At 35.0% G+C, this 23,664-nt stretch carries 25 protein-coding genes; 23 read left to right on the plus strand and 2 right to left on the minus strand.

From position 1 onward, the window contains the following. Positions 1-23 precede the first annotated feature (23 nt). From FLUTA_RS15270 to FLUTA_RS15325, 12 genes are all read left to right on the plus strand, one after another. Positions 24-515 (plus strand): hypothetical protein, encoded by a 492-nt coding sequence (locus FLUTA_RS15270; protein ID WP_013687794.1) that lies wholly within the window; start codon positions 24-26, stop codon positions 513-515. Positions 516-547: 32 nt separating this feature from the next. After that, entirely contained in the window at positions 548-943 is a 396-nt protein-coding gene (locus FLUTA_RS15275) for a helix-turn-helix domain-containing protein (RefSeq protein WP_013687795.1), read from the plus strand. Then, positions 933-1,376, plus strand: a complete 444-nt coding sequence (locus tag FLUTA_RS15280; RefSeq protein ID WP_043023864.1) for a hypothetical protein — start codon at positions 933-935, stop codon at positions 1,374-1,376. The genes FLUTA_RS15275 and FLUTA_RS15280 overlap by 11 nt, the downstream gene beginning before the upstream one ends. A 31-nt stretch (positions 1,377-1,407) precedes the next feature. Continuing rightward, positions 1,408-2,373, plus strand: coding sequence for a hypothetical protein (locus FLUTA_RS15285; protein WP_013687797.1), 966 nt, complete (start codon positions 1,408-1,410; stop codon positions 2,371-2,373). Positions 2,374-2,497: 124 nt separating this feature from the next. Next, complete coding sequence (locus FLUTA_RS15290) at positions 2,498-3,109, plus strand: hypothetical protein (protein ID WP_148235448.1); 612 nt, start codon at positions 2,498-2,500, stop codon at positions 3,107-3,109. Positions 3,110-3,491: 382 nt separating this feature from the next. After that, the gene (locus tag FLUTA_RS15295) at positions 3,492-3,944 is read left to right on the plus strand and encodes a hypothetical protein (RefSeq protein ID WP_013687799.1); all 453 of its coding nucleotides are present in this window, start codon (positions 3,492-3,494) and stop codon (positions 3,942-3,944) included. A gap of 12 nt (positions 3,945-3,956) precedes the next feature. After that, positions 3,957-5,693, plus strand: a complete 1,737-nt coding sequence (locus FLUTA_RS15300) for a tetratricopeptide repeat-containing sensor histidine kinase (protein ID WP_169312093.1) — start codon at positions 3,957-3,959, stop codon at positions 5,691-5,693. 4 nt (positions 5,694-5,697) lie between these two features. Beyond that, positions 5,698-6,444 carry a LytR/AlgR family response regulator transcription factor gene (locus FLUTA_RS15305; RefSeq protein WP_013687801.1) on the plus strand — a complete coding sequence of 249 codons (747 nt, stop codon included), beginning with the start codon at positions 5,698-5,700 and terminating at the stop codon, positions 6,442-6,444. Between the two features lie 478 nt (positions 6,445-6,922). Next, entirely contained in the window at positions 6,923-7,342 is a 420-nt protein-coding gene (locus FLUTA_RS15310) for a hypothetical protein (RefSeq protein ID WP_013687802.1), read from the plus strand. A 619-nt stretch (positions 7,343-7,961) separates the two neighbouring features. Continuing rightward, on the plus strand, positions 7,962-9,950 hold the full coding sequence (locus FLUTA_RS15315; RefSeq protein ID WP_013687803.1) for a tetratricopeptide repeat-containing sensor histidine kinase: 1,989 nt from the start codon (positions 7,962-7,964) through the stop codon (positions 9,948-9,950). After that, positions 9,947-10,567, plus strand: a complete 621-nt coding sequence (locus FLUTA_RS15320; protein ID WP_013687804.1) for a response regulator — start codon at positions 9,947-9,949, stop codon at positions 10,565-10,567. The genes FLUTA_RS15315 and FLUTA_RS15320 overlap by 4 nt, the downstream gene beginning before the upstream one ends. Before the next feature lie 280 nt (positions 10,568-10,847). Next, positions 10,848-11,243 carry a T9SS type A sorting domain-containing protein gene (locus FLUTA_RS15325; protein WP_013687805.1) on the plus strand — a complete coding sequence of 132 codons (396 nt, stop codon included), beginning with the start codon at positions 10,848-10,850 and terminating at the stop codon, positions 11,241-11,243. Positions 11,244-11,312: 69 nt separating this feature from the next. Here the strand turns inward: FLUTA_RS15325 and FLUTA_RS15330 are convergent, their stop codons facing one another. Then, positions 11,313-13,496 carry a T9SS type A sorting domain-containing protein gene (locus FLUTA_RS15330; RefSeq protein ID WP_013687806.1) on the minus strand — a complete coding sequence of 728 codons (2,184 nt, stop codon included), beginning with the start codon at positions 13,494-13,496 and terminating at the stop codon, positions 11,313-11,315. A gap of 235 nt (positions 13,497-13,731) precedes the next feature. On the opposite strand from FLUTA_RS15330, the gene FLUTA_RS15335 reads away from it, so the two are divergent. The 7 genes from FLUTA_RS15335 (at position 13,732) to arsB (ending at position 18,869) form a co-directional block, all read left to right on the plus strand. After that, complete coding sequence (locus FLUTA_RS15335; RefSeq protein WP_013687807.1) at positions 13,732-14,646, plus strand: ABC transporter ATP-binding protein; 915 nt, start codon at positions 13,732-13,734, stop codon at positions 14,644-14,646. After that, positions 14,646-15,488: an ABC transporter permease gene (locus tag FLUTA_RS15340; RefSeq protein ID WP_013687808.1), complete on the plus strand. Its 843-nt coding sequence runs from the start codon at positions 14,646-14,648 to the stop codon at positions 15,486-15,488. Before FLUTA_RS15335 ends, FLUTA_RS15340 begins: the two co-directional genes overlap by 1 nt. Beyond that, positions 15,488-16,189 carry a LolA family protein gene (locus FLUTA_RS15345; RefSeq protein ID WP_013687809.1) on the plus strand — a complete coding sequence of 234 codons (702 nt, stop codon included), beginning with the start codon at positions 15,488-15,490 and terminating at the stop codon, positions 16,187-16,189. The genes FLUTA_RS15340 and FLUTA_RS15345 overlap by 1 nt, the downstream gene beginning before the upstream one ends. 159 nt (positions 16,190-16,348) lie before the next feature. After that, the gene (locus FLUTA_RS15350) at positions 16,349-16,681 is read left to right on the plus strand and encodes an ArsR/SmtB family transcription factor (protein ID WP_013687810.1); all 333 of its coding nucleotides are present in this window, start codon (positions 16,349-16,351) and stop codon (positions 16,679-16,681) included. A gap of 15 nt (positions 16,682-16,696) precedes the next feature. Then, positions 16,697-17,173: a DUF6428 family protein gene (locus FLUTA_RS15355; RefSeq protein ID WP_013687811.1), complete on the plus strand. Its 477-nt coding sequence runs from the start codon at positions 16,697-16,699 to the stop codon at positions 17,171-17,173. A 10-nt stretch (positions 17,174-17,183) separates the two neighbouring features. After that, positions 17,184-17,795, plus strand: a complete 612-nt coding sequence (locus FLUTA_RS15360; protein WP_013687812.1) for a low molecular weight phosphatase family protein — start codon at positions 17,184-17,186, stop codon at positions 17,793-17,795. A 6-nt stretch (positions 17,796-17,801) separates the two neighbouring features. Further along, positions 17,802-18,869: an ACR3 family arsenite efflux transporter gene (gene arsB / locus FLUTA_RS15365; RefSeq protein ID WP_013687813.1), complete on the plus strand. Its 1,068-nt coding sequence runs from the start codon at positions 17,802-17,804 to the stop codon at positions 18,867-18,869. Positions 18,870-18,926: 57 nt separating this feature from the next. Here the strand turns inward: arsB and FLUTA_RS15370 are convergent, their stop codons facing one another. Further along, positions 18,927-20,582: a VWA domain-containing protein gene (locus FLUTA_RS15370; RefSeq protein WP_043023866.1), complete on the minus strand. Its 1,656-nt coding sequence runs from the start codon at positions 20,580-20,582 to the stop codon at positions 18,927-18,929. Between the two features lie 218 nt (positions 20,583-20,800). Here FLUTA_RS15370 and FLUTA_RS15375 point away from each other — a divergent pair, with 218 nt between their 5' ends. The 4 genes from FLUTA_RS15375 (at position 20,801) to FLUTA_RS15390 (ending at position 23,611) form a co-directional block, all read left to right on the plus strand. Beyond that, positions 20,801-21,475: a hemerythrin domain-containing protein gene (locus tag FLUTA_RS15375; protein WP_013687815.1), complete on the plus strand. Its 675-nt coding sequence runs from the start codon at positions 20,801-20,803 to the stop codon at positions 21,473-21,475. A gap of 146 nt (positions 21,476-21,621) precedes the next feature. Further along, positions 21,622-22,470, plus strand: a complete 849-nt coding sequence (locus FLUTA_RS20940; RefSeq protein ID WP_013687816.1) for a thioredoxin family protein — start codon at positions 21,622-21,624, stop codon at positions 22,468-22,470. Between the two features lie 187 nt (positions 22,471-22,657). Then, positions 22,658-22,891: a CsbD family protein gene (locus tag FLUTA_RS15385; RefSeq protein ID WP_013687817.1), complete on the plus strand. Its 234-nt coding sequence runs from the start codon at positions 22,658-22,660 to the stop codon at positions 22,889-22,891. A 276-nt stretch (positions 22,892-23,167) separates the two neighbouring features. After that, the gene (locus FLUTA_RS15390) at positions 23,168-23,611 is read left to right on the plus strand and encodes a peptidase M23 (RefSeq protein ID WP_013687818.1); all 444 of its coding nucleotides are present in this window, start codon (positions 23,168-23,170) and stop codon (positions 23,609-23,611) included. Positions 23,612-23,664 lie beyond the last annotated feature (53 nt).

Genomic DNA, 23,664 nt, shown 5'->3' on the forward strand with positions numbered 1-23,664 from the left:
TATAATTTGTAACATTGAAATAAATGAATAGCTTTGCCGTTGAAGTGTGGGATGACGAGGGATCAAAATGTACATTGTATACAGTTAAACAACTGGATGCTTCATACAGTGAAACGGATAAATTCTTTTTAAAAAGCAGAAATAATGACACTCTAAAAAGAAATTTTCAAGAAATAGCAAAATTTTTAACAACTATAATTGGTGAGGTAGACGGAGCTCTTTCCATTTATTTTAGAGAAGAGCGAAGTGCAAATGGAATTCCACCCAAAGGTGAAATTGAAAAAGATACCATTACATTCTTTCATATAAATTACCCTTTGCGCTTATATTGCTTGAGAATTAGTAATGAAATAGTTGTATTATTCAATGGTGATGAAAAAACGAGTGATGCTGCTCAAGATGGAAAAACGAGCATGGTATTTTACGAGGCGCAACAATTTGCAGTTAAAATTCTTAAAGCATATAATTACGGTGAATTTCAGTTTGGTCAAACAGAAGAAATAATCATTGATTAGGAATACTTGAAACACCATTAAAATTTAGAAGTATGAGAAGTGAAATCTTACAAGAAATTCTAGACGAAACTCCGAAAGACGTGGAGATCTTTGTGCGTTGGTATGCAGATATCATCAAAAGAATCAATCAAATATTGACTGAAAAAGGCATGTCTCAAAAAGAATTGGCTGAAAGCTTGGATAAAAAACCTTCAGAAATTAGCAAATGGCTAAATGGTGAGCACAATTTCACATTAAGATCGCTTGCAAAACTACAGGCAGAATTAGGAGAAGAATTAATTCAGGTCCCTTCTGTGCATGTGGTTGATTCTTCCTTGCATAAGGAAGTAAGTTTTACTGTTTGGAGAAACAGAAGCTATCCTTCAAATAGCAAGTTTGAAAAGTTTAATGTTACAACCCATAAAAGCCCATCGAGTCGTGTCAGCTAAAGTGATCGCAGATAAAATCCATATAACTGGATTTCGCATTCTTCATGCGGAAATGAACAGTCCATTCGATTTTGACACGAATGCGATTAAATTATTTGATAACACTACAAAATTTGATTTGGCGTTTAATTTGGAAGAAAATTTGATTAAATCAGATTTTTTTATTGAAATTAAAACTGAAAGCAAAGAGAATACAAATTTGGAGGAAGCAACGGCAAAATTCCATTTTGCATACATTTTTAATGTCGAAAACTTCAAGGAATTAACGGTTGTAGTAGATGACACTAATTTGGATATAAACGGTGGTCTAGCAAATTCATTAGCATCTATTGTTTATTCAACCACGCGTGGCATACTTATGACTCGTTTTCAAGGAACTGCTTTGGCGGATTTCATCTTACCTGTAAGAGATCCGAACGAACTGATAAACTGATTCTTTCTACCTTCAAACCAAACTACTCTGAATGATTGGTAAACAAATTGGTGTCTTTTTTCTGCTAGCAGTTGGATTATCTGGCTGTAGTTCTGAAAACACGAAAGAAGACAAAACGAAAACGGATTCTGAAGTTGATGTACAAAAGAAAACCCATTCGGAAGATGAGGTCGCTTTATCCAAAGAATCGGATAGAGACCCGAATACCGAAAACGTGTTTCGACGTTACGATGCCGTAAAAAAAATCCTAAAAAAATGGAATCAGGCAATTAGTGAGCACCAGTTATCAGATCTTGAAAATCTGTATGCAGATGACGTGTTGTATTATGCTAAAAAGATGACCAAGCAAGCAATTCTTGCCCAAAAATCAGACTGGTTAAAAAAACATGCATCTTACAAACAAGAATTGGGGTATTCCGAAGTTTATTACAATGACAGAGATACACTGGGAGTAGAATTTGTAGCTCAATTCACTAAAATTTGCATCGAAAACAAGAAAAAAACTGATGTCGAATCGTATTTGTATTTCAGAAAATTCGGTAATGACTGGAAGATTGTTCGCGAAACGGATGCTATTACAGAAGTGAATGTGGTACGGAAGAAACCAGTGGTGAATCTTCCAGCAGGAGAATACGCATATTACGTCGGACAATGGTCAGATACGCGGGATATTCCTCAGTTTGCACATGATATGGTGCCTTATAATTCATCGTTGGATTTCACAATCGGAGATGAGGGAATTTCAGGTGTTTATAGTGAGTATAGCGGGACAGCTAGAAGTCGTACTTATTACTTGGTTAAAAGTGGCAAGGTAGATAATGGAATTCTTGAATTAAAGATGATTTATTCACAGTTTGCTGATCCAACACCGGAAGATTTTGACGCAAATGAAGAAACTGAAACATGGAGCTTCAAGATTCTTGAAAACAAAGAACTAGTTTGTCTTTCAAGCGAAAATTTGACGTTGTATTCAAAAACGCTGATTCAAGTTAAATGATAACTGATAACTGATTGATTTTTAGTACTTGTCTGATTTTTCATGTGAAAATGAGTTAAAAAGGCCTTTTTATAGCCTTGAATACCTAGATTTACGGCATTCTAACAACACGTATTTCGATACTATGAAAAAACATTTCTTATCTCTAATGGCTGTTTTCTTTTTGCTCAGCTGTAATCCAATCATGAAGAAAATGTATGGGATTAAAGACCCAGAACTTGAAAGTGAAAAAGGTATCAAGAAAAGTGCTTTGAAAAACGATATGGATACGAGCAATATTGTGACAGTATATAGTCGGGTTTATCCTAAAATGTTAAAAGGACGCTCCATTCCAGATGCTTCGATTTACGATAGTCGAGGGAATTACATCGAATACAGACAAAGCGATACTTCTTGCAACGCTGGTTTGTTTGAATTTATTCCCAATTTGAATGTGGATACGAAGTATAATCAGCCAGATAGTTCAAATCTATCGGTCGAATTATTCAAGTTTCGAGATCTCAAAGGAAATCCAATCAAAGAAGTTGAAAAAGCTGATTTCTACGTGTTGATTTACTGGGCGGTTTGGACTGGTAAATTGAACAAAAATCATGTCAAAGTTTGGGAAGATTTGGCAAAGAATAATAAAAACTGTAGAGTTAAGGTAATCAAAGTAAACCTGGATTTTCAGGAACATTGGGACATTGCGGATCAAGAAATAATTGTGGGATCAGCTAAAAAGAAGAAAATGAAATAACTCGTTATTAGATTTTTTCTACCTTCAAAAAACTACATTCAATGATTTGTAAATGAATCCTTGCTTTTATTCTGGTAGCTGGGGAGATTAACTAGCTTTAGTTCCGAAAAATCTGAAAGAAGCTAAAAAATGAAAACCATCTTTGGTGTTGAGAAGGTTAAAATACATTGCTTCATAAGATGAGGTTGTTTTTGAAATTTTCAGAGCAAGAAATGTGTCCAATGAATTTTCAATCTAAGAAAATCTGTTTGAATCTCAAATAGAGCTAATTGATTAAACAAAAATTATTTTATTCCATCTTTTAATCAGAACTTCTTTCTTCTTTGCTTAAAAAGTAGCATTTTTGGATACAAACTAGTTGTTTAATTAAATGAAACCTTTTATGGACACAAACGAAACCGAGAAATTGAACGAAACCGACGGAGCAATCCAAACTTATATTGTACAACCAGTTATGCTGCCGATTCTTCCGGCAAGTGGAAATTCGTTGGCAGAAACTTTCAATATCGATGCAGTATACATAGTTGCAAATGGACAATTAAATGTTATTATGTCATTTATGATTCCTGCAAATGTAAACCCAAGTCAAGTATCGATCAAACAATATTATTCGTCCACTGAGCCGAGTAGCTTATCTTTTTATGCGAGTTATGCATCAAACTTAACATCCGAAATTGTGCAAGTAAATTGTAAGTTTCGAGCAAGTACAACTGATGCAAGAGGTAGAGCAATCTCTTTGGGAAGTGTTTTAAGCATCTCCACTATGGTTGTTTGTACTGTTGGGCCAAAAACTTCTCGTGGAGTTATGACTTCAGTCAGAACTACAGAAGTATAAAGAATGTTTTATTTGAATACATTTGTTAATTGGATAAAAGCGCCATTAATTGTGGTGCTTTTTTTTATTTCTTTTCATTCATTTTCTCAACGGTCTGATAATAATAAATTCATTGATGAGAAAACACAAATATTGGCTAAAAAGTCTCCCGATCTAGAAAGGTTATCAAGGGTAGTTGTTTTTGCGCAGCATGAGAACTGGGACTCTGTTTTGGTGAATACACAACAATTAGTGCAAAAGGTAAAGGATCCAAAAATTCTCGATTTTATTCATTATTATCGTGCTGAAGCATTTCATAAAAAAGGAATTCTCAAATATGCCTTGAAAGAATTTTCTCTTGTTAGAAACGATTTTGAGTTTAAGACGATGGTCCGTTTCAATCGAGGTGGAATCTTCCTTTTACAGGAAAACTATAATGAAGCCTTGGATCTTTTCAAAAGTATTGATACGAATGATAAAAAAGGGGTTAATATGATTCGTATTGACGCTCTGCTACACAACATAGGAATTTGTTATTTGCATTTGCAAAGTTACGTCAAATCGGAAAATTATCTTTTGAGAGCAATACAGAAGATTGAAAAAAGAAAAGATTACGTTTCACTAATCCACTCATACATTGCATTGAGTACCCTTTACTACGAACAATATCAAGACGATAAAGCAATAACTTATTTTGAGAAAGCTTATATTCTATCAAGGAAATATGGATCAAAAGAATTGAAACTGAATACAGCGCTAAATATGGCGGTTGTAGAGGAAAATAGAAAAAGATTCGATATTGCGTTAGAATACCGAAAAGAATATGAAATTTGGAAGGATTCTCTCAATGATCAAAATAAAATATACGAAGTTGCTCAAATAGAAAAAAGGCTTGCAGTAGAGCAAAAACAGCAACGAGTTGAGCTTTTGGAAACGGAAAATAAATTAAAACAATCACGTTTAACTTCTTACCTCATTGTGGCAATATTACTTGCTTCAATCTTGGTTTTCGGAATTTACTTTTACCGTCAAAACGTTTTGCGTTCGCGCGTTATTTTACATCAAAAACAAGAACTCGATTTATTGAACGCTACAAAAGATCAACTATTTTCCATTGTTAGTCATGATCTTAGGTCTTCTGTTCATGCTTTGGGTGTCAGTAACAATCAACTCAAAGACAAAGTTGAAAAGCAAGAGTATTCCAGCTTGGAGAATCAATTGGAAGAAAGCAGCGTAATTGCTACGAACACCTACAATATGCTCGATAACTTGTTGAATTGGGCACTATTACAAACGAATGGCGGTTATTTCAAACAAGAAATGCATCGTTTGAGCATGTTGATCGATCAAGTAGCTTATAATTTTAAAGGTGTTTTGAATCAGAAAGACATTCAGTTTGAAAATACGATTCCAAAATCGGTAAAAGTATTTGTAGATGCTGAATCACTCAAGATTGTATTGCGCAATTTCATGGACAATAGCATCAAATTCTCAAATCCAGGCTCAAAAATTACCGTAAATCTAGAAAAAGAGGAGGAAGGGTCGGTTTGTTTCAATTGGGAAGATACTGGAAGAGGAATGTCGGAGGAAACACGTATAAAGTTGTTGAGCGATTCGCCTCAATTGACAAAGAAAGATCATGAAAAAGAAATTGGCTCAGGATTGGGTATGAATTTATGTAAGTCAATGCTAGCAAAAAACGGAGGGAAGTTGGATATTTGGAGTCGAAAAGAGGAGGGAACAACAATGAGTGTGACCTTAAAGAAATAGATTGATGGAAAAAATTAAAATACTGATTGTTGAAGATACAGTTGCTGAAAGTGATAGATTGATCGAAACATTAACTTCCAGTCAATTTGATGTAGTTGGTGTTGCCAGGTCTCATCAGGAAGCCTTGCAATTATTTTATGCAAATAAAGTAGATATTGTTGTCATAGATATTTTCCTAAATGGAATTCCTGAAGGAATCACCTTTGCTGAAACCCTCAATAACGTTCCACAATCTGCCAGGCCATTTGTGTTTTTAACAAGTTCTACAGATAGAAGTATTTTTGAGCGGGCCAAATTAACAAAGCCTTATAGTTTCTTATTGAAACCTTTCAATCCTTTGGAAGTGCTTTATGCGCTAGAAATGGCCATCGAAAAATTCTACAATCAACCAGATATTTTTCAAAGTGATGAGGAAGACACCGTAATAAGTTCCGATTTTTTGTTCATTAAGAAGAAAGATTCCTTGAAGAAAGTGGCCGTTTCTGATATCGTAAACATCGAGGTGGAAGAACGCTATTGTTCTATTTTTGTTGGGGAAGAGAAGTTTGTGATTCAAATTTCATTGGCCAAAATAACCACCCTCCTTGATTCAACAATGTTCCATCGCGTTCACCGAAATCACATTGTGAATGCGCATGAAATTGAAGAAATTCAACCTTCCGATGGATTATTAGTCATGAGCAATAAATCGATCATTCCTATCAGTGATCACTACAAAGATGTTCTCAATCAATTCAAGATTATTAAGTAAACATCCTTTATGGCCATATTACCCCAAGTTCTCATTGGAAGTTTAAAAGGTTTCTGGTAAGGTGATTTATGTACTTTTAAACCATCCACTATGCGAATTTTAGGTAATGGATTTTCAATAATAGTGACATTCAAACCTTTGTGTTCTTCTACCTTCGTGTCACGTCTTTCAGACTACACTCCGTCTTCACCAGCCAAAGCTGGCTCTTCTTTGCGGTTAAAATAAGGCTAGATTTATAATAATTTACCTGACTTAAATAGATAATTTCCTCTGCTAAGAATCTATTAAAATCAGTGTATCAGTTGTAACTATCAATGTGAGTTAATTGGATTACTCTAGTTTCATGTTGCATTTTCACTTTTTCATGACACCGATTCCTCCTTTCGTGACATTCAGAGGAAATCAAAAAGATAAGAGTTCTATACTTGTTCTAGTCATCGACGCAGTTCTATATTAATTGCCGACTAAAATGAATAAAATGGAAACAGATACAGCTTTAAGAATTTCACCCATTCCAGAATCTAAAATGGTTCTTACTGAAATTAGACTTTTGGGACGTTATTTCGAATTGTATTGGTGTTTTACACAAGGAGATAGTTTACCTTTTGATTTTCCTCAGGAACAGTTAAATGAATTTCCTGATCGATCTTATAAACAATTGCTGATGACTGCGATTGCTAATAAAATGAATACAATAAATACCTATCTAGCTATTCAAAATGAATACTTAAAGGATTATTATGTGTTGTATTTGCATTATGCGAATGGAATGGATATTCCTTCAGATTTTCCAGAATCTATTTTAGATCAATTTCCAACCAGAAGCTATATTCATCAGTTGAAAGGTGCAATTACAAATCTTCAAAAGGATATTAATACTGAGAAAGCTAACATGTAAGAATAAATATTGCTGATTACCTAAAAGATCAAAAAGATGCCTAATCGTCACTTTCACATAAAGCAGAGGTAGTAGCGGCCTCTGCTTTTTAACTACTTAAGAAGTTTTAAGAGAATATGAATATAGTTTGCTTCCTCTTGCGTAAAAAATACATCCTTGAAAGCAAAATTCATATTATTACAAAGGATGTATAAAATAAAGAATCCTCTGCCGACTCCAGTCAGCAGAGGATTTTCTCTTACCCAATAAGTTGAAGAGCACTTATTGGGCTGTTTTTTTAGTTCTTTACTAATCGGATGGTTTCAAGACCATTTTCGTGAATTACTTTCAACTGATGCCTAAATAAAAGGAATAAAAATCCTCTACTAGCAAAGCCAATAGAGGATTCCCCTTACGCAATAAGTGTAGTAGCATTCGGGTTATCGAGTTGTTTCAGTTTAGTTTTTAGGAATGAAATTCAGATTTTAGCCTGATTCATTCAATGTTCAAAATCGTAAATTAATCAGACAAATATCTGTCTTTTGGATGTTTTAGAATACAAGGGGAAACCCTCGTTTTTAGAGAAAATACTCACCGATTCGTTTCAAACAGGTATTTTTAACAGGAAATGTCTTATTGAATGAATAATCGATTCGCAAACTTTCTGGGAATTACGCTAGTGCTTTTATTGAATTCTTGCTCTGAAACAGATACTCGTGTGATTTATCATAAGGAAACAAGTGTGGATGTAGATAAGACATGTACTTGGCTTTCTAAAAGGGCTTATTTTCACGATGCTGATTATTATTCAGTTTTTAGAAATTACTACGAAAAGCAATTAAAAAATACCCGTTTTGATAAAGCAGCGATTGCACTGTCTGAGCTGACCGAACAAGAAATGTATTTTTCCTTTTTTCAGAAGAGCACACTCGATACAGTTCGTTCCTTTCAAAAGATGATTGAACCGAAACTTTCTTGGGACAGTACATTATTTGTGGAATCATATATTGGTAACTATTACATCAATCAATCGAAATACCGCCAAGCAATTCCTTATTTTCGAAAAATAACAGTAAACAAACCATTTAATTACAATACCTGTGTGGAAGTTGCACATGGATATGGGGATATGGCTTTTTGCTATTTCGCTATGGGGCAACAAGGAAAAGCACTTCGATACAATTCGAAAGCGCTCGCATTATTCAATCAAACCACTAATTATACAGGACGTGGTGGTATTTATGACAACATGGCATTGGTGAATTTGTATTCTAAAAATTACCCAGAGGCAGAAGTGTGTTTTGATAAAGCAATGGCTGATTACAAGCGCGTAAATGATATGGGGAATGTATTTATCTCCTTGCACAATAAAATCATTTTATATCAGGAAATGGAAGATCCAAGACTGTATGAGTTGATTGATTCGACCTATCATTTATTTAAGAAAAGTAAAATTGCGGACGAATCATTGGAAGTAGCACTTTCTTCATTTTATGTAGATATGTTATTGCATGAGGGGCGAAACTCAGAAGCAAAGGCAGTTCTCTTCGATATGAAGAAGAATGTGGATAAACTGAATTCTGTTGCTTCAGATGCTGATTACATTATTGCTTTAGCAAACTATCAGATAAAAGCTGGAGAAGGAATAAAGGATATCAAATTGATAGAAAAAGCATTGAAAGCTGTTGAAGAACAGGATGATTATCAAAATCAGATAGCTTTTGGACATGTACTGAAAGATAATGCGGTATTGACCAAAAATTATGAGAAAGCTTATCTCATTTCAGAGAAACTAAAGGATGCTGAGAATATGATCAACAATCAAAAGATGATCACAAAAACCTTGGAGTTGAATAAGTTGTATGAAACTAAACGCAAAGAAAGACAAATTAACAATCAAAAGGAAGTGATTGCAAGTGGTAGAATAACGATTGCTCTACTTGTTTCTGCTTTAATGGGATTCTTTTTGATTATAGTGGTAGTCTCCTTTCGTCAAAAGCAAAAGAAAAACAGATCGGAAAATAGAAGAGCATTAAGATATACCAAGCAACTTTTATTAAAGACAGAGGAGGAACGCAAACGTATCGCAAGTGATTTACACGATAGCGTAAGTCATGATTTGTTGAATTTGAAAAATTCTATTGGAGGAAATGCGAGTCCTGCGGGCGAAAAAATTGACACAATTATCAATGATATTCGCAGTATCAGTAGAAATTTGCACCCTGTGATGTTTGAGAAGGTGGGATTGAGTGCAAGTGTTGAACAATTGGTTGATCGGGCACAATCTGTAAATCGTTTAATGGTAACTTCAGACATTGTGTATCACGGATCTTTGTCTGTTTCCAATGAATTACAAGTATATCGTATCATTCAAGAAGCTCTTTCAAATATTATCAAGTATGCAGAAGCTGTTGCAGCAAAGATTATTATTCGAGAAGAAACAAATCATTTGCAGATTCAAATCAAAGACAATGGCTTAGGATTTAATGTATTGGAAACTTTGTCTCGAAAAGATGCATTTGGTTTGCATAATATTATTGAGCGAAGCAAAGCTATTGGTGGTGTAGCCAAAATTCAATCCGATAAAAACGGAACCATTATTACTATTGACCTAAAGAAAACCCCATGAATATTGTTATTGCTGACGATCACCCATTTACCCTTCAAGGAACACAAAGTTTCGTGGAATCTTACGGTTATAGCGTTATTGGAACTTGTGCCAATGGTGTTTCTGCTTTGAATGTTATTCAATTGCGCTTGCCAGATATTGCTATTTTGGATATCAATATGCCAGCTTTGGATGGATTAGACGTTGCAAAAAAAATCCACGACCTGAAACTGAAGACAAAAGTGATTCTGTTGACAATGCACAATGAAATGACTTTGTACAATAAAGCCAAAGAATACGGCGTTTATGGCTACATTCTCAAAGAACACGCGCAGGTCGAATTGAAAAATTGTCTAGCGGAAGTAGCAAAAGGAAATCAATATGTGAGTGATTCTTTGCTGAATGATTTGGTGAGTGTGCGTGAAACAGGGACGAGTGAATTGGATAAATTGACATTTTCAGAGCGCAAGATTATCGAATTAATTGGGCAACAAAAAACGAGTAAACAAATTGCTGAAATGTTGTTTTTGTCTGAGAAAACGATTGAGGGACACCGTTCGAATATTATTGAAAAGCTGGGTTTGCCAAAAGAAAAGAATGTGCTCCTTAAATGGGCCATGAAAAATGGATTGGAATAATTCCTTTTCAAAATGAAAAAAACAGGTTTCAATTTGAACAATTTTCCCTGTCGACTCCAAACAAAATTCTAATCATTTATCTGTCGAATTATTAAATGTTTTTAAGCGCTAAAAGTTAGTAAAAACAGCTGTTTTAGGTGTTTTTTGAATAAATAATTTGAGCTTTTTAAATCGATTTAGTCCGTGTCATTAATCCTTTAAATGTAACTTTTTTTGCTTGGTATAGTTGTTGTCTATACGCAATCACCAAGACTGAAACAGTTCATAATAATTAAAGAGTATGGGACGTTTTTTTTCAATCAGTTTATTCGCAGCATTAATTAGCAATGCTTTTGTTTTTGCTCAAAAACAGACTCCAAACCCAATTCGGTTATTGGTGCAAGAAACTCGTGTGATTGCTCCGTTTATTAGTAACGAACTTCCTACCACAAGCGAATCCGGTTCATCTGCCCCCGTAACAATGCATGTTTACAACAACATGTCTTCAAATTACTTAACACTAGAGGTCTTAGGAGCTTCAAAAGTGATGGAATTTCAATTAATTAATGAAGATGGACAAGAAATGTATTCAGGAACAATCCGTGGTACTCAGCTTGTTGAAATAGAATCTTGGCCTACAGGTACATACTATTTTTTGTGTGGTTCAAAGCGCGAAAAGATAGACCTAACGAAATAAGTGATTATTCATAAAAACAAAAAAGCCGATTTGAACATTCAAATCGGCTTTTTCAATAAATTCTATTTTTTATTGAACGCTTATTGCACGTTGAGAAGTTCCATTTTCAGAACTCAAACGAACAAAGTAAATTCCAGGTTCAACAGTAAGATTCATTCCAATCATTGTTTCTCCTTGAGAAACTAATTGGTTTGCAACTTGTTTTCCTTGCGCATCTACAATCGTAATTTGTGATTCAACAGTCAATGCATCAAAAGTTATTTGGAAAGTTCCGTTATTTGGAACAGGGTAAATCTGCATAGATGCTTCAGCTAATTCATTGATTCCAGCTGTACATGCTTCAATCGTAACGTTTACAGTATCTGTAATCGTACAGTTTGCATTGTCAACAACCGATAATACAACTTCACCTGAATTTTGTACTGCATAAGAATTGAAATTGTTGTTTACACCATTCCAAGTATACGAATTGTAACCAAAACCTCCAGGAATAATGTACAATCCATCTTCTGAACATACGGTTGTATCTACTCCTAAATCAACTGTGTTGAATGTAAAAGTGATTTTATTCGGGCAGGCATAATTTAAAGATGTTGCAGCTAATCGTGAAGCAGTATCCGAAATTTGGAAGTAGAATAAAGTCTCCTCGTCACCTCCAAAAGTAGATGTACCACCTTCATAATGTCCATAAAAACGATTGTTCAATGGGTGAGCGATAAAGCTAGCCATATCTGAAAAATCTGTAATTGGCATGATACTCGTAGCGGAGTCAGCAGTGAAATTAAAATCTACGATAGAATCATTATCATCTCTAAAATAAGCATGACGATCAGTACCATCAAATCCTGACATACCCCAATCTGCCCAGTTTTCTGATCCATATACATTTAGTTCATGCTGTCCCATTGGTGTTACCAAGCCGTTTAAAATAGAAATGTGGTAAAAATCATAATTTCCATAAGCAGTTCCAAGAATCAATTCATTGTGTCCGGTAAGAATCACGCCTTGATCACCATCTGTAGCAATTGTTACAGGTTGAGTCAAGAGGATAATTTCAGAACCGTATGATAAATCTTCGTTCAATGAACGTAAAGCATTTACTGTAAACCCTTCATCATCTAGATCGTCATTTGGTGTATGCGGAGCTACAGTGTTGTAAAGCGTATACAATTTCAATTGTGCTAAGTCTGTAAAGATTCCATCACGTCTTGGCAATTCGACCCCATTTTGCAAATCCAAATCATATCGAGCAGTAGCCTCATCCCCAACAACGTAAACATAGTTTGCTGTAACTGCAATTCCTCCGCGATCATCATCACTAAGAACTTCATGATCAACAATCTGATGATTGCTTGTGTCCAGGGAATTTATTTGATAATAAAAAGGACCTGATACTTTTGCAGAAAAAACTTCTGTTGGACTAGTAGTAATTGGATTTAAAGTAACATCCGTTCCAATTCCAATCGCATTCGATAAATTTAAATTTGTAGCATAAACGGTAGAAATATTACCCGTATTTAGCACTGGAGATGTATTCTCACAAGTCAGTATAGATTGATCTGCTGGACTTTCAATTACTATGAATTTGCTACTATCTTGGGTGTAACATCCGTTAGCTTCTGTAAATGTGTATGTAACATTATATTCACCAGTAGTTAAGTTTGATAAATTAAGTACATTGTTTGTAATCCCATTACCAGAGAAATTTCCTCCAGCAGGAGATCCTACTAGATTGAATGGACCTTCCGACTCACAAAAATAGTTGTCAGTAAATGAGAAACTTGCCTCTTGAGCTGGAACTCCAGTTGTACAATAGTTGTACTGAAGTTTAGCACGGATTCGGTTGTAATTACAATAAGGATACACATTTCCTTGTTTTACAAACTTGTAAACTACACTTCCGCCATACGTATTAATAGTTGCGAAGGGTACTGTAATACTCGTTGTGAAATTAGTACAGTCGTATGTGGATGGAGAAGTGAAATTACCTACCAATACCAATCCAGGACCATAAATATTGTAGGAGCCACCTGGTTGAAAATAAGCGGATCCATCCATTATCAAGGTTGCATCTTCATAAGCTCCATTCATTAACGAATTGAAAGTATAATACATGGTATCGTTGGAGTTATTTACAGGATTGTAGTTATCGTTGGTAGGTGTGCTTCCGTAACTAGAATAGGTTTGCGAATAACCGTTCAATGCTACAAGCATTGATGTGAGCAAGCTCAAGATGAAGTAATTTTTTTTCATATATAGATTTTGAGCAAAGCTAGGTTATTGAGGGGTGCAAAATCTATAAACGGGGAAATCAGGGGGTAACCCTTGCAGTGGAAAAAGAGAGGCTAAAAGCGAAATAGAATCAATTGGTACCATCTACCGAATTTTTGAAAATCTTCCATCGGTGATTCGGTTTAATGCGTAAATTTAGAGTGTCTTTTTTAGAAGAAAAATTCGAACAAAAAGGCGACTAATCTGTTTAAGGTTTATGGAACAACAAACCATTATCAAGGTTCAGAATTTATCTAAGAAATTTGGTTCCTTCGAAGCAGTGAAAAATGTTTCGTTTACGGTGAATAAAGGAGATGTTTTTGGGTTTTTAGGGCCAAATGGAGCAGGGAAGAGCACCACGATTCGATGTTTACTCTCGCTAATTAGTCCAGATAGTGGAAGCATTGAATTATTTGATAAATCACTGAGTAAAAACCGCTCTGAGATTTTGGCAAACATCGGTAGCATTATCGAAAAACCAGATTTCTACAAATATTTATCTGCACAAAAGAATTTGGAAATTTTTGCACGAATTTCTGGTGCAAATGTGTCGAAAAAAGAGATTGCAGAAATGCTAGATTTCGTTGGTTTAGGCGATCGGGCAAAACATAAAGTGAAAGGATTTTCTCATGGAATGAAACAACGCTTGGGAATCGCACAAACCTTGTTACACAAACCCGAATTAATCATCTTGGACGAACCAACAACTGGTTTGGATCCACAAGGAATTATTGAAATCCGAAATTTAATTCTTCGCTTGAAGAACGAACAAAATAAAACGATTTTACTGTCATCTCATCAATTATCTGAAATTGAATTAATAGCCAATCGAATGGTGATTATCAACCAAGGGAAATCGATTGTGGAAGGTTCTGTAGAAGAATTGTTGAATAGTGAAGAAACCCTTGTTCGAATAGAAGTAGATCAAGTAGATTCGGCCATTGAATTGATTCGCATGAAATTTAATCCGCAAGAAATCAGTCGAACTTCAGCGAACGAATTGGAAGTATTCATTTCGAAAAAGCTTGTTCCGGAAATTACCAAAGAATTGGTATTGGCAGGGTTTGCACTTCATTCCATCGAACCGAAGCGCAAACTAGAAGATTATTTCATTAAAACCATTCAGTCCTGATGCTTTTCAAGAACACATATAACGAATTGATCAAGATTCTTTCGAAACCCAGAAGCTATTTGGGATTGGGAGCTTTGACAATTTTAATAGGAATCATCATTTTTGCTATGAAAGCAGATGGTGAGTCTATGGTTTCTTTCGTAACAGCTAGTTTCGAGCAAACGCTTTCATTCAATGGAAAATTGGTCAATGGAAACTTAATTGCATTTATTATTTTGCAAATGTTGGTGGTACATATTCCGCTTTTAATTGCTTTGGTAACTGGGGATTTGATTTCAGGTGAGGCAGCTATGGGAACCATTCGCATGTTGGCCAGTAAACCTATTTCCAGAACACAAATTGTGCTTTCAAAATTTATAGCTGGCGCAATTTATACCCTTGTCATTACTCTTTGGTTAGGAATTTTATCACTATTGGTTTCGCACCTTGTTTTTGGAGCTGGAGATTTGATGGTTCTAAATAGCGATGGGTTGGTTATTTTGCCTGAAGCAGATATTTTATGGAGATTTGGACTTGCTTTTGGCGTGGCTTATTTGTCCTTGCTCACCGTTGCAACACTTTCCATTTGTTTATCGGCTTTTGCTGAAAATTCTATCGGACCAATCGTTGCAACAATGGCCATTATCATTGTTTTTACAATCATCGGAAGTTTGGACGTAAGTGTGTTTGATTCCATCAAACCGTATTTGTTTACTACCCACATGGCTTCTTGGCGAAGTTTCTTCGAAGAGCCTGTTCCTTTCGATCAGATTCTGAATTCTGTCGTTATTTTACTCATTCACATTGTGTTATTGGTAGGCATTACGATTTTCAAGTTTAACAAAAAAGACATTACATCCTGATGAAAAAAGCAATTCTGTTCGGTCTGTTGTCTCTGACATTTCTGTCATTTGGACAAACGCCGGAAGATATTATTGAAAAAATCAATGCGAAGTTAGCAACAGTTAAAGATTATACTGTGAACGCGCATATTGATGCAAATATTCCAATGATTCAAATCATGCCTTCTAAAGCAAAGATTTATTTCAAGCAAAAGGATAAATTCAAAATTGAATCGAAAGGAATTACCATTTTGCCGAAGCAAGGATTTACTGAACTCAATACGTTTTTGTCTGATAAGTCAAAGTATACTGCTGTTTTTGGAGATTCGTTAGAGATTCGAGGCGTTGATACTAGATTGATTAATATTATTCCCAATTCGAGTTCGGGAGAAATCATTTTGGCAAAGATTTGGGTGGATCAAAAGAATTCGGTCATTATGCGTTCTCAAGTGACCACTCAGAGTAATGGAACAGTCAAAACGGATTACAAATACGGGGCTCAGTTGAGTTTTGGTTTGCCAAGTGAGTTGAAATTTGAAATTGATGTAAAGAAGTTTAAAATGCCCAAAAGTGTTGCTGCGGATATCAACAAAACTTCCACTGATAAGAAAAAGACCAAGTCAAAACCAAAATCCAAGGGGATAATTACGATTACTTTGACAGATTATGTGGTCAATGCAGGTTTAAATGACAGTTTTTTCAAAGAAAAAAAGTCTAAATAAGAACGTCGCAGTGATTCATTGTTATAAAATCGGTAGCGGCGTGCAATAATTTGAGTTACAGCAAAAAAAGTTCAATCGAAAGGTTGAACTTTTTTTTATGAAAATGAATTTTTACACGATTATTAATCGTAATATTGCAATATAGTTATTTTACGATATATGGGTGCGACTAAAACAGACCACTTTACGGATGAACAAAACAGATTAGCCAGTATGATGAAAGCCATGGGGCATCCAGCACGTATTGCCATAATGGAATACCTCATAGAAGTGGATACTTGCATTTGTGGAGATATTGTGAATGTAGTGTCTTTGGCTCAGCCAACAGTTTCACAGCATTTAAAAGAGCTCAAAACTGCTGGATTAATCAAAGGGAGCATCGAAGGAACTTCCATTTGCTATTGTGTAGATAAAGAAGCAATTGCTGAATTACAAAGCTACTTAGCGAATGCAACTCTTCAATTAGAAAATAAAGAAAAACCCTGTTGTTAAATTAAATTTCAAACCATGAAACTTTCAGAAATAAAAGCCATTTTACCAACGCTTGATAACGTATCATTTCAGACTCCAGACGGGAAATTCGTACCCGAACATTTTCATGTTACGGAAGTGGGCAGCATTCAAAAACACTTCATTGATTGTGGTGGGACTATTCGAAAAGAACAGGTAGTCAATTTCCAATTGTGGAATGCAGACGATTTTGATCACCGCTTGAAACCAACAAAACTGTTGAATATTATTCAACTTTCAGAAGAGAAACTAGGGATTGAAGATGATGAAATTGAAGTAGAGTACCAAAGTGATACCATTGGAAAATATGATTTAGGTTTTAACGGTTCGCATTTTATCTTAATCCCGAAAACAACAGCTTGCTTGGCATCCGATGCTTGTGGAATTCCACAAACGAAACAAAAAGTGAATTTGGTTCAATTAGGTGGTGAAAATGGCGCTAGTTGTTCGCCTGAAAGTGGTTGTTGTTCGTAAAAAAATGTCAATGTATTCTAAAGTAAGGAACTATCTAGATGATTTGAAGAATCAATTTGATTCGATCTCAGTTGAAAGAAAGGAAATTTTGACAAAAATAGCCAACTATATCCGCTCAAAAAAGGAGCTAGGAAAATCAACTGATTTAGTTTACATCTGCACTCATAACTCACGCAGAAGCCATTTTGGACAAGTATGGGCAAAAGCAGCATCCGATTATTATAGGATCGAAGATGTAAATACATTTTCAGGAGGAACAGAAGTGACTTCGTTCAATCGAAATGCAATTGATGCTTTGCTACGAGTAGGTTTTGAAATGAAGCAAATGAGTGATTCAGAAAATCCAGTTTATCATGTTTTTCACGATGATGGTGAGCCTAGCATTTGCTTTTCAAAAGTTTATGATAATCCTAAAAATCCAAGTTCTGAATTTGCAGCAATCATGACCTGCAGCGATGCAGAGGAAAATTGCCCGTTTATTCCAGGAGTTGAACTTAGAATAGGAACAACTTATGACGATCCCAAAGAGTTTGATAATACTCCTTTTCAAGATCAAAAATACGATGAGCGTTGTAAGCAAATAGCTTTAGAAACGCTTTATGCTTTTTCATTAGCCAATTAAATGAGTATGTCAGCAAATAATTGTGCTCCTGCAGCTGAGCGACAAAAATTGAGTTTTCTCGATCGATTTTTAACTCTTTGGATTTTTCTAGCTATGGGAATTGGAATTTCAATAGGGTATTTTATTCCTTCTACTGGAAAGTTTATCAACTCGTTTTCAAGTGGTACAACGAATGTTCCTTTGGCAATAGGTTTGATTTTGATGATGATTCCACCATTGACGAAAGTACAATTCTCTAAAATTCCAAAAGTAATGGGCAAACCCAAATTACTAATGGTGTCATTTTTTATCACTTGGATTGTAGGGCCGTTTTTAATGTTTAGTTTGGCGGTTTTGTTCTTGAAAGATTATCCTGAATACATGACAGGCCTCATCATTATTGGCTTGGCACCATGTATCGCAATGGTAATTGTGTGGAACGAATTGGCTGAAGGTAATAGGGAATTAGTTGCTGGATTGGTCGGAATCAACAGTTTGTTACAGGTGTTTTTCTTTAGCTTATACGCTTATTTTTACTTGGAAATTGTCTTGCCATTGTTTGGAGTAAATGCCTTGAAAATCGATATTACCATCGTTGAAATTGCTAAAACGGTAGGTGTTTACCTCGGAATTCCGTTTGCAATAGCTGTTATTAGTCGCTTTGCCTTGATTCGTTTGAAAGGCGAAGAATGGTTCAAAAACAAGTACTTGCCGTTCATTTCACCCATCACCTTAATCGCTTTATTATTTACCATTGTGGTGATGTTCAGTTTGAAAGGAGAAATGATTGTTCGTATACCTATGGATGTCGTTCGTGTGGCCATTCCATTGATCATTTTCTTTGCGATTATGTTCTTTTTAATGTTTTTGGTGGGAAAATGGGCTGGAGCGAATTATTCTGACAATGCGGCGTTATCATTTACTGCTTCAGGTAACAATTTCGAATTGGCAATTGCAGTCGCAATCGGTGTTTTTGGGATTAATTCTGGTGAAGCCTTTGCTGGCGTCATTGGTCCTCTAGTAGAAGTTCCTGCCTTGATCATCATGGTGCGGATTGCATTTTGGTTGAAAAAGAAATTATACAGCAAAGCATAATTGATGCAAGCAATTAGCTATAATATTTGTGTAAATATCTGCCCTCTGAAGTAGAGATTACTCCGTTGCGATCTTCAAAAGCGCCTCTTTCAAATCAATCCGATTCGTATCGTAGAAAATGACTCCAAGATCTGAATATTTTTTTTCAAGTGCTTTTGTGGTCTTTTTTTTTAAAGGTTCTCCCAAGTAAACGAAACAAATTCCAATTTCATTTGCTTTTAATTGGTTGATGATTGCCAGTGTTTCTTCTTTGAGCTGAAATTCACCATCAGTTAGAAGCAAGACAGAATTTACACCTTTTTGAAGTTTAGAGGAAGATAAAAGCGTTTTTACCGTTTCAAATCCGCTTTGAATATTTGTTTGACCAAAAGCATGAATATGATCAATCTTTTCAAGAATATGTTTTTTTTGATCACATGGAATTGCTTGCATTAACACTTGTGATTTCCCAGAGAAGGTGACAATAGAAATTTGGTCTATTGCTCGCTGTATTTGCACCAAATATGAAGCGTTTTCTTTCAAATGAGTCAATTTTCCGGATTCATTCATGGAAGATGAAGCATCTAGTAAATACACTAAGTGATGAGGTTGGGCTTTGCTAATCAAAAGTGCATCTGGATGCACCTCAGATGGAATAGAGTCTTTTTCTTCTTGTTTTTTCTCTTCATACTCAAATTTGTAGGGTAATCGAGGTGCCATCAGCAATACGTTCTGATTCGTGTCTATTTCAGATCGAGACAGGCAACAAGAAGCCGTTTCCCAATATGTCAAAGCATCTGAAATAGCAATGTAGTCGTTGTAATCATCTGTCACTGAATTGTAACTTCGAACAAAGTCGTTGTAATACTTCTGAGACGGTTTGATATAAGGTTCGGGAGTTCCTTTGGAAGAAGCGTACCAATAAATAGTACTGCGCATGGAAGTGTAAAAAGTACGGTACCTGGTATGCAACCAAAATCCACTTGATAAATATCCATATCCTTTTGTTTTGTAGAGATAAAGTGAATCTTTTTTCAATCCACTTTCATTCAATGATCGCAATACTGTATCGTGTTTGGCATTATTTGAAGAATTTTCTAGGTACAATTCATTTTCCCACTCAGTTAAGAGCTTCATTGTTAAATTCAGTTCTTGCAGTCCTTGTTGTAATTCACCATGTGTTTTCAAAGGAGAATAATACTCATTGGTATAATCCACCAAAGCTTTGTCGAGCTGCTTAAACAGGAGGTAACATTGTTCGAACCAATTGTCGTGTGCTATGAGAATATCTCGTGCATGCCTGAATTCATTGTCCGAACGGAATATTTTTTCAGTAATATAGTTGTTCAGAGCTTCATGCGTTTTAAATAAACTGTCAGTAGCTGCTACATAGCTTATTAAAATGGGAGCGATGGGTTCAAATAGTTTTTTGTTTTTCGCCATTGACTTGAAAACAGTTTCCTTCGCTTCCAGCCAGGGAATGTAATCTGCTTGATAAGCAGGAATCATTTTTTCTGCATTCGGAGTGATTTCTGGGAAACGAAACTTTTCTTCTAATCCAGTATAAGAAATCCAGCCTTTGTGCATGGTTTTATCGCAATAAAAATAATTTTCATTCAACTTTTTTGAACTAGTATAAACTGCTCCTTGGAGTTTAGTTGCATCAAAATACCAGGTTTGATTGCAAAAACTGAATGCGTTCATGAGTTCTATAACGTAGTTCAGTTCCCTCATTTTTTGATTTCTGTCTTGTGAAAACAATAGGTGAGTATGAAGTAGTATGCTAATAAAAAATAGAACTTTCATTGGTGAAAAATAGTATGCTAAGATACGACTTATTGCTTCTGAAAATTTAACAATCCGACAATTGTTTTACCACATTTACGGTATTGATTGAGCAATTTCCTGTTCGTACATTTGTTTTAGTTGATAATCATATTTCACAAATCAAGATGAAGGAAAAACAAAAAGCTCAATTGGGAACTATCCGCTTGACAGATCGTTTGTTAGAAGAACGTCTGAAAAATTTGCCCCATTTGGATTCTTCGTCAATTGCATTGAATGAACTCATTAGTTTGGTAAAAGAAGGAGTAACGGAATTCCCAAAAGAACTGATTCAGCAAGTAGCAATCCAAGATTTGTTGAATGCGCTCAAGAAATCTCATGGAATCTATTTGAATATCAAGCTTCCTGAAATTGAGCAATCGATTTACAACTTATACAGCAAACAAACCAATTCCGACAATGTTTTACTGATGCTTTGTGGCTTTTTCATTTCTTATCAGAAGAAGTTGGTGGCACACATTCAGTACGAAGAAGTCTTTTTATTTCCTTATATTCAATCCTTGCTTGAGTTTCAAAAATCAGGAACAGCAATTGATCGCGAACGATTTGGGAACTTTACCTTGAAGCAGTTTTTTGACAATCATTCGAACTTGGAAGAAGACTTGAACGATGTTCGGAGTAAAATCACAGAGAATATTGACGGATTAAAAACTCCGTTGGCATTCCGCATTTTCATGATACAGTTGGAGCATTTTGAAAAAGATTTGGCCATTCATGCTGTTTTGGAAGATGATGTGCTTCTACCGAGATTAGTGGAGATGGAAATTCATTTGCTTGGCTAAAAGAGGAGAGACGTAAGACAAAAGACCAGATTAGTCTGAAGTCTCTAATCTTTCATCTTAAGTCTTTTTTGACTTTTCAATTTTACACATTCAATTTGTTTGGCTTAATATTTGTCTTTTCGTAACTTCAACAAAAAATAATTAGAATGAAACTAACATTCCTTGCATTTGTAGCTTTGTTAAGCTCAACCTCATTTGGTCAAATAACCTTCGAACACGGAACACTAGAAGAAGCATTGGCCAAAGCGAAAACTGCCAAAAAACCACTTTTTGTAGATGTTTATGCAACTTGGTGTGGACCCTGTAAACAAATGGCTGCAACAGCATTTGTGGATCCAGAGGTAACTGCTTTTTACAATAAAAGTTTCATTTCTTTGAAATTAGACGGTGAAAAGAATGATGGGCCAAGCGTGATGCAGAAGTATGGCATCTCAGCGTATCCTACTTTATTGTATTTCAATGCGAATGGAGAATTAGCAGGGAAAGTTGTTGGAGCTTTGCAGGCGAAACAATTGCTTTCTAAAGGGCAAGAGATTGTTAATCCAGAAGGAAATCCGGTGTTTGCAGCAACAAAAGTTTACAACAAATCCAAAAAGAAACAGACTGATTTAAAAACGTATGTTCAAGTATTAAGCGTCAATGAACACGATTCTTTGCCAAAATATGCTGAGGAATACTACAAAAAGTATCCAAATTTGAATTTAAAAGATTCGGTTGAATTGAAAGTGTTTTTGGCTGCAGTGCACGATTATAAATCCCCTTTGAGCAAACAATTCTTGAATGATGAGCAGAATGTGAAAAATCAAGAAGCTTATTTAGGGAAAATCAATGATTATTTCATGACGACTTATCAAGCTGCTAAAACGGCTAATAGCTTCGAAATGATGGAAAATATGGTTGTCGAAATTTTTCCGTACCTGCAAAAATGTAACATTCCAGATTTACCTTCACAAGCAGACTATTTGGTGTATGTAAAAGAGCAATTTGGAAAGTAAAATAATTAGTTATACTTAAGTTCTCAATAGAGCCAACTCATTATTAACGAGTTGGCTCTATTTTTTTGATCTAGATGAACTGTAAGTGAGATTTGTGTAACAATCGCGTATTAATCTGTAATGAATGATGGGTTGTTGTTGGTCACCTTTGTTGACAAGAAAGAGTATTCATCTTAAAACAAACATCATGTCAACAGAAAAAAACACAAATCCAAGTTCAGAGAACAAAACAGGGTCATTTAAAATTTCAGGTGATTGGGCAAAACAATCTACTCAATTGAAAGAAAAATTCACTCAATTAACAGATTCAGATTTGAAATTTGAACCAGGTAAAGAAAATGAATTACTTACTCGTGTTGAAACGAGATTGAACAAAAAACGCGATGAGGTAATTAACATCATTAACAAATGTGAAGTTTAATCTTCATTTTTGATTAGATCAGAAGTTTAGTAGTATTTGCTAATAGAGTTCTGTTTTAGTGTACAGAAAAAGCGTAACCAAGGCATAAGGTTGCGCTTTTTTGCTTTGTATCATCTTCAAATCTATTGAACGTTTTTAGCTTTTGAACTCTTTTAACTTGAATTACAACTAGTGTGATATATGTAACAATTAAAGCAACTTGTGTAATACATTGAAATAACAAGAAGTTCATCTTTGTAGCGTGAAAATGAATTCACTATTAATACTCAGTAAGTCATGAAAAAATCAATTTTATCCATTATTACTTTTACAGTTTTTAGTTTTCTAATAACTAGTTGTACGTCTCGTCCAGACTCAGGAAAAGTTGAAAATGCAGCAGAAGATGTTCAAGATGCAAAAGATGATTTGGATAAAGCAAATAGCGAATATGCAGAAGAAGTGATGAATTATCGTGCAGAAGTGCAACAGAGTATAGATGAGAACAAGCAGTTAGTTGCTGAATTGAAGAACGAAAAAGCATTAGCGAAGAAAGAGGAAGCACTTGCTAGAAATGAGAAAATTGCTGCAATCGAAAAACGAAACAGAGAATTAGAATTGCGTATGACCGATTATAAAGGTGATAGCAAAGAAAACTGGAAAGAGTTTAAAAGAGAATTCAACAATGACATGAATGAATTAGGAAAATCGTTCAAAGATCTTGGAAAAGATAATGTAAAATAAATGTGAAAAACAGTTTTCAGAATGAAGATTTTCTATTGCTCAAATCAATAGTA

Source organism: Fluviicola taffensis DSM 16823 (assembly GCF_000194605.1).
In the GTDB taxonomy this organism is placed as follows: domain Bacteria; phylum Bacteroidota; class Bacteroidia; order Flavobacteriales_D; family Crocinitomicaceae; genus Fluviicola; species Fluviicola taffensis.

Excerpts from the sequence above, each read along its gene's own strand:
- FLUTA_RS15270 (WP_013687794.1), top strand. The coding sequence starts at position 24 with ATGAATAGCTTTGCCGTTGAAGTGTGGGATGACGAGGGATCAAAATGT.
- FLUTA_RS15275 (WP_013687795.1), top strand. The coding sequence starts at position 548 with ATGAGAAGTGAAATCTTACAAGAAATTCTAGACGAAACTCCGAAAGAC.
- FLUTA_RS15285 (WP_013687797.1), top strand. The coding sequence starts at position 1,408 with ATGATTGGTAAACAAATTGGTGTCTTTTTTCTGCTAGCAGTTGGATTA.
- FLUTA_RS15290 (WP_148235448.1), top strand. The coding sequence starts at position 2,498 with ATGAAAAAACATTTCTTATCTCTAATGGCTGTTTTCTTTTTGCTCAGC.
- FLUTA_RS15295 (WP_013687799.1), top strand. The coding sequence starts at position 3,492 with ATGGACACAAACGAAACCGAGAAATTGAACGAAACCGACGGAGCAATC.
- FLUTA_RS15305 (WP_013687801.1), top strand. The coding sequence starts at position 5,698 with ATGGAAAAAATTAAAATACTGATTGTTGAAGATACAGTTGCTGAAAGT.
- FLUTA_RS15310 (WP_013687802.1), top strand. The coding sequence starts at position 6,923 with ATGGAAACAGATACAGCTTTAAGAATTTCACCCATTCCAGAATCTAAA.
- FLUTA_RS15315 (WP_013687803.1), top strand. The coding sequence starts at position 7,962 with ATGAATAATCGATTCGCAAACTTTCTGGGAATTACGCTAGTGCTTTTA.
- FLUTA_RS15320 (WP_013687804.1), top strand. The coding sequence starts at position 9,947 with ATGAATATTGTTATTGCTGACGATCACCCATTTACCCTTCAAGGAACA.
- FLUTA_RS15325 (WP_013687805.1), top strand. The coding sequence starts at position 10,848 with ATGGGACGTTTTTTTTCAATCAGTTTATTCGCAGCATTAATTAGCAAT.
- FLUTA_RS15330 (WP_013687806.1), bottom strand. The coding sequence starts at position 13,496 with ATGAAAAAAAATTACTTCATCTTGAGCTTGCTCACATCAATGCTTGTA.
- FLUTA_RS15335 (WP_013687807.1), top strand. The coding sequence starts at position 13,732 with ATGGAACAACAAACCATTATCAAGGTTCAGAATTTATCTAAGAAATTT.
- FLUTA_RS15340 (WP_013687808.1), top strand. The coding sequence starts at position 14,646 with ATGCTTTTCAAGAACACATATAACGAATTGATCAAGATTCTTTCGAAA.
- FLUTA_RS15345 (WP_013687809.1), top strand. The coding sequence starts at position 15,488 with ATGAAAAAAGCAATTCTGTTCGGTCTGTTGTCTCTGACATTTCTGTCA.
- FLUTA_RS15350 (WP_013687810.1), top strand. The coding sequence starts at position 16,349 with ATGGGTGCGACTAAAACAGACCACTTTACGGATGAACAAAACAGATTA.
- FLUTA_RS15355 (WP_013687811.1), top strand. The coding sequence starts at position 16,697 with ATGAAACTTTCAGAAATAAAAGCCATTTTACCAACGCTTGATAACGTA.
- FLUTA_RS15360 (WP_013687812.1), top strand. The coding sequence starts at position 17,184 with ATGTATTCTAAAGTAAGGAACTATCTAGATGATTTGAAGAATCAATTT.
- arsB (WP_013687813.1), top strand. The coding sequence starts at position 17,802 with ATGTCAGCAAATAATTGTGCTCCTGCAGCTGAGCGACAAAAATTGAGT.
- FLUTA_RS15370 (WP_043023866.1), bottom strand. The coding sequence starts at position 20,582 with ATGAGGGAACTGAACTACGTTATAGAACTCATGAACGCATTCAGTTTT.
- FLUTA_RS15375 (WP_013687815.1), top strand. The coding sequence starts at position 20,801 with ATGAAGGAAAAACAAAAAGCTCAATTGGGAACTATCCGCTTGACAGAT.
- FLUTA_RS20940 (WP_013687816.1), top strand. The coding sequence starts at position 21,622 with ATGAAACTAACATTCCTTGCATTTGTAGCTTTGTTAAGCTCAACCTCA.
- FLUTA_RS15385 (WP_013687817.1), top strand. The coding sequence starts at position 22,658 with ATGTCAACAGAAAAAAACACAAATCCAAGTTCAGAGAACAAAACAGGG.
- FLUTA_RS15390 (WP_013687818.1), top strand. The coding sequence starts at position 23,168 with ATGAAAAAATCAATTTTATCCATTATTACTTTTACAGTTTTTAGTTTT.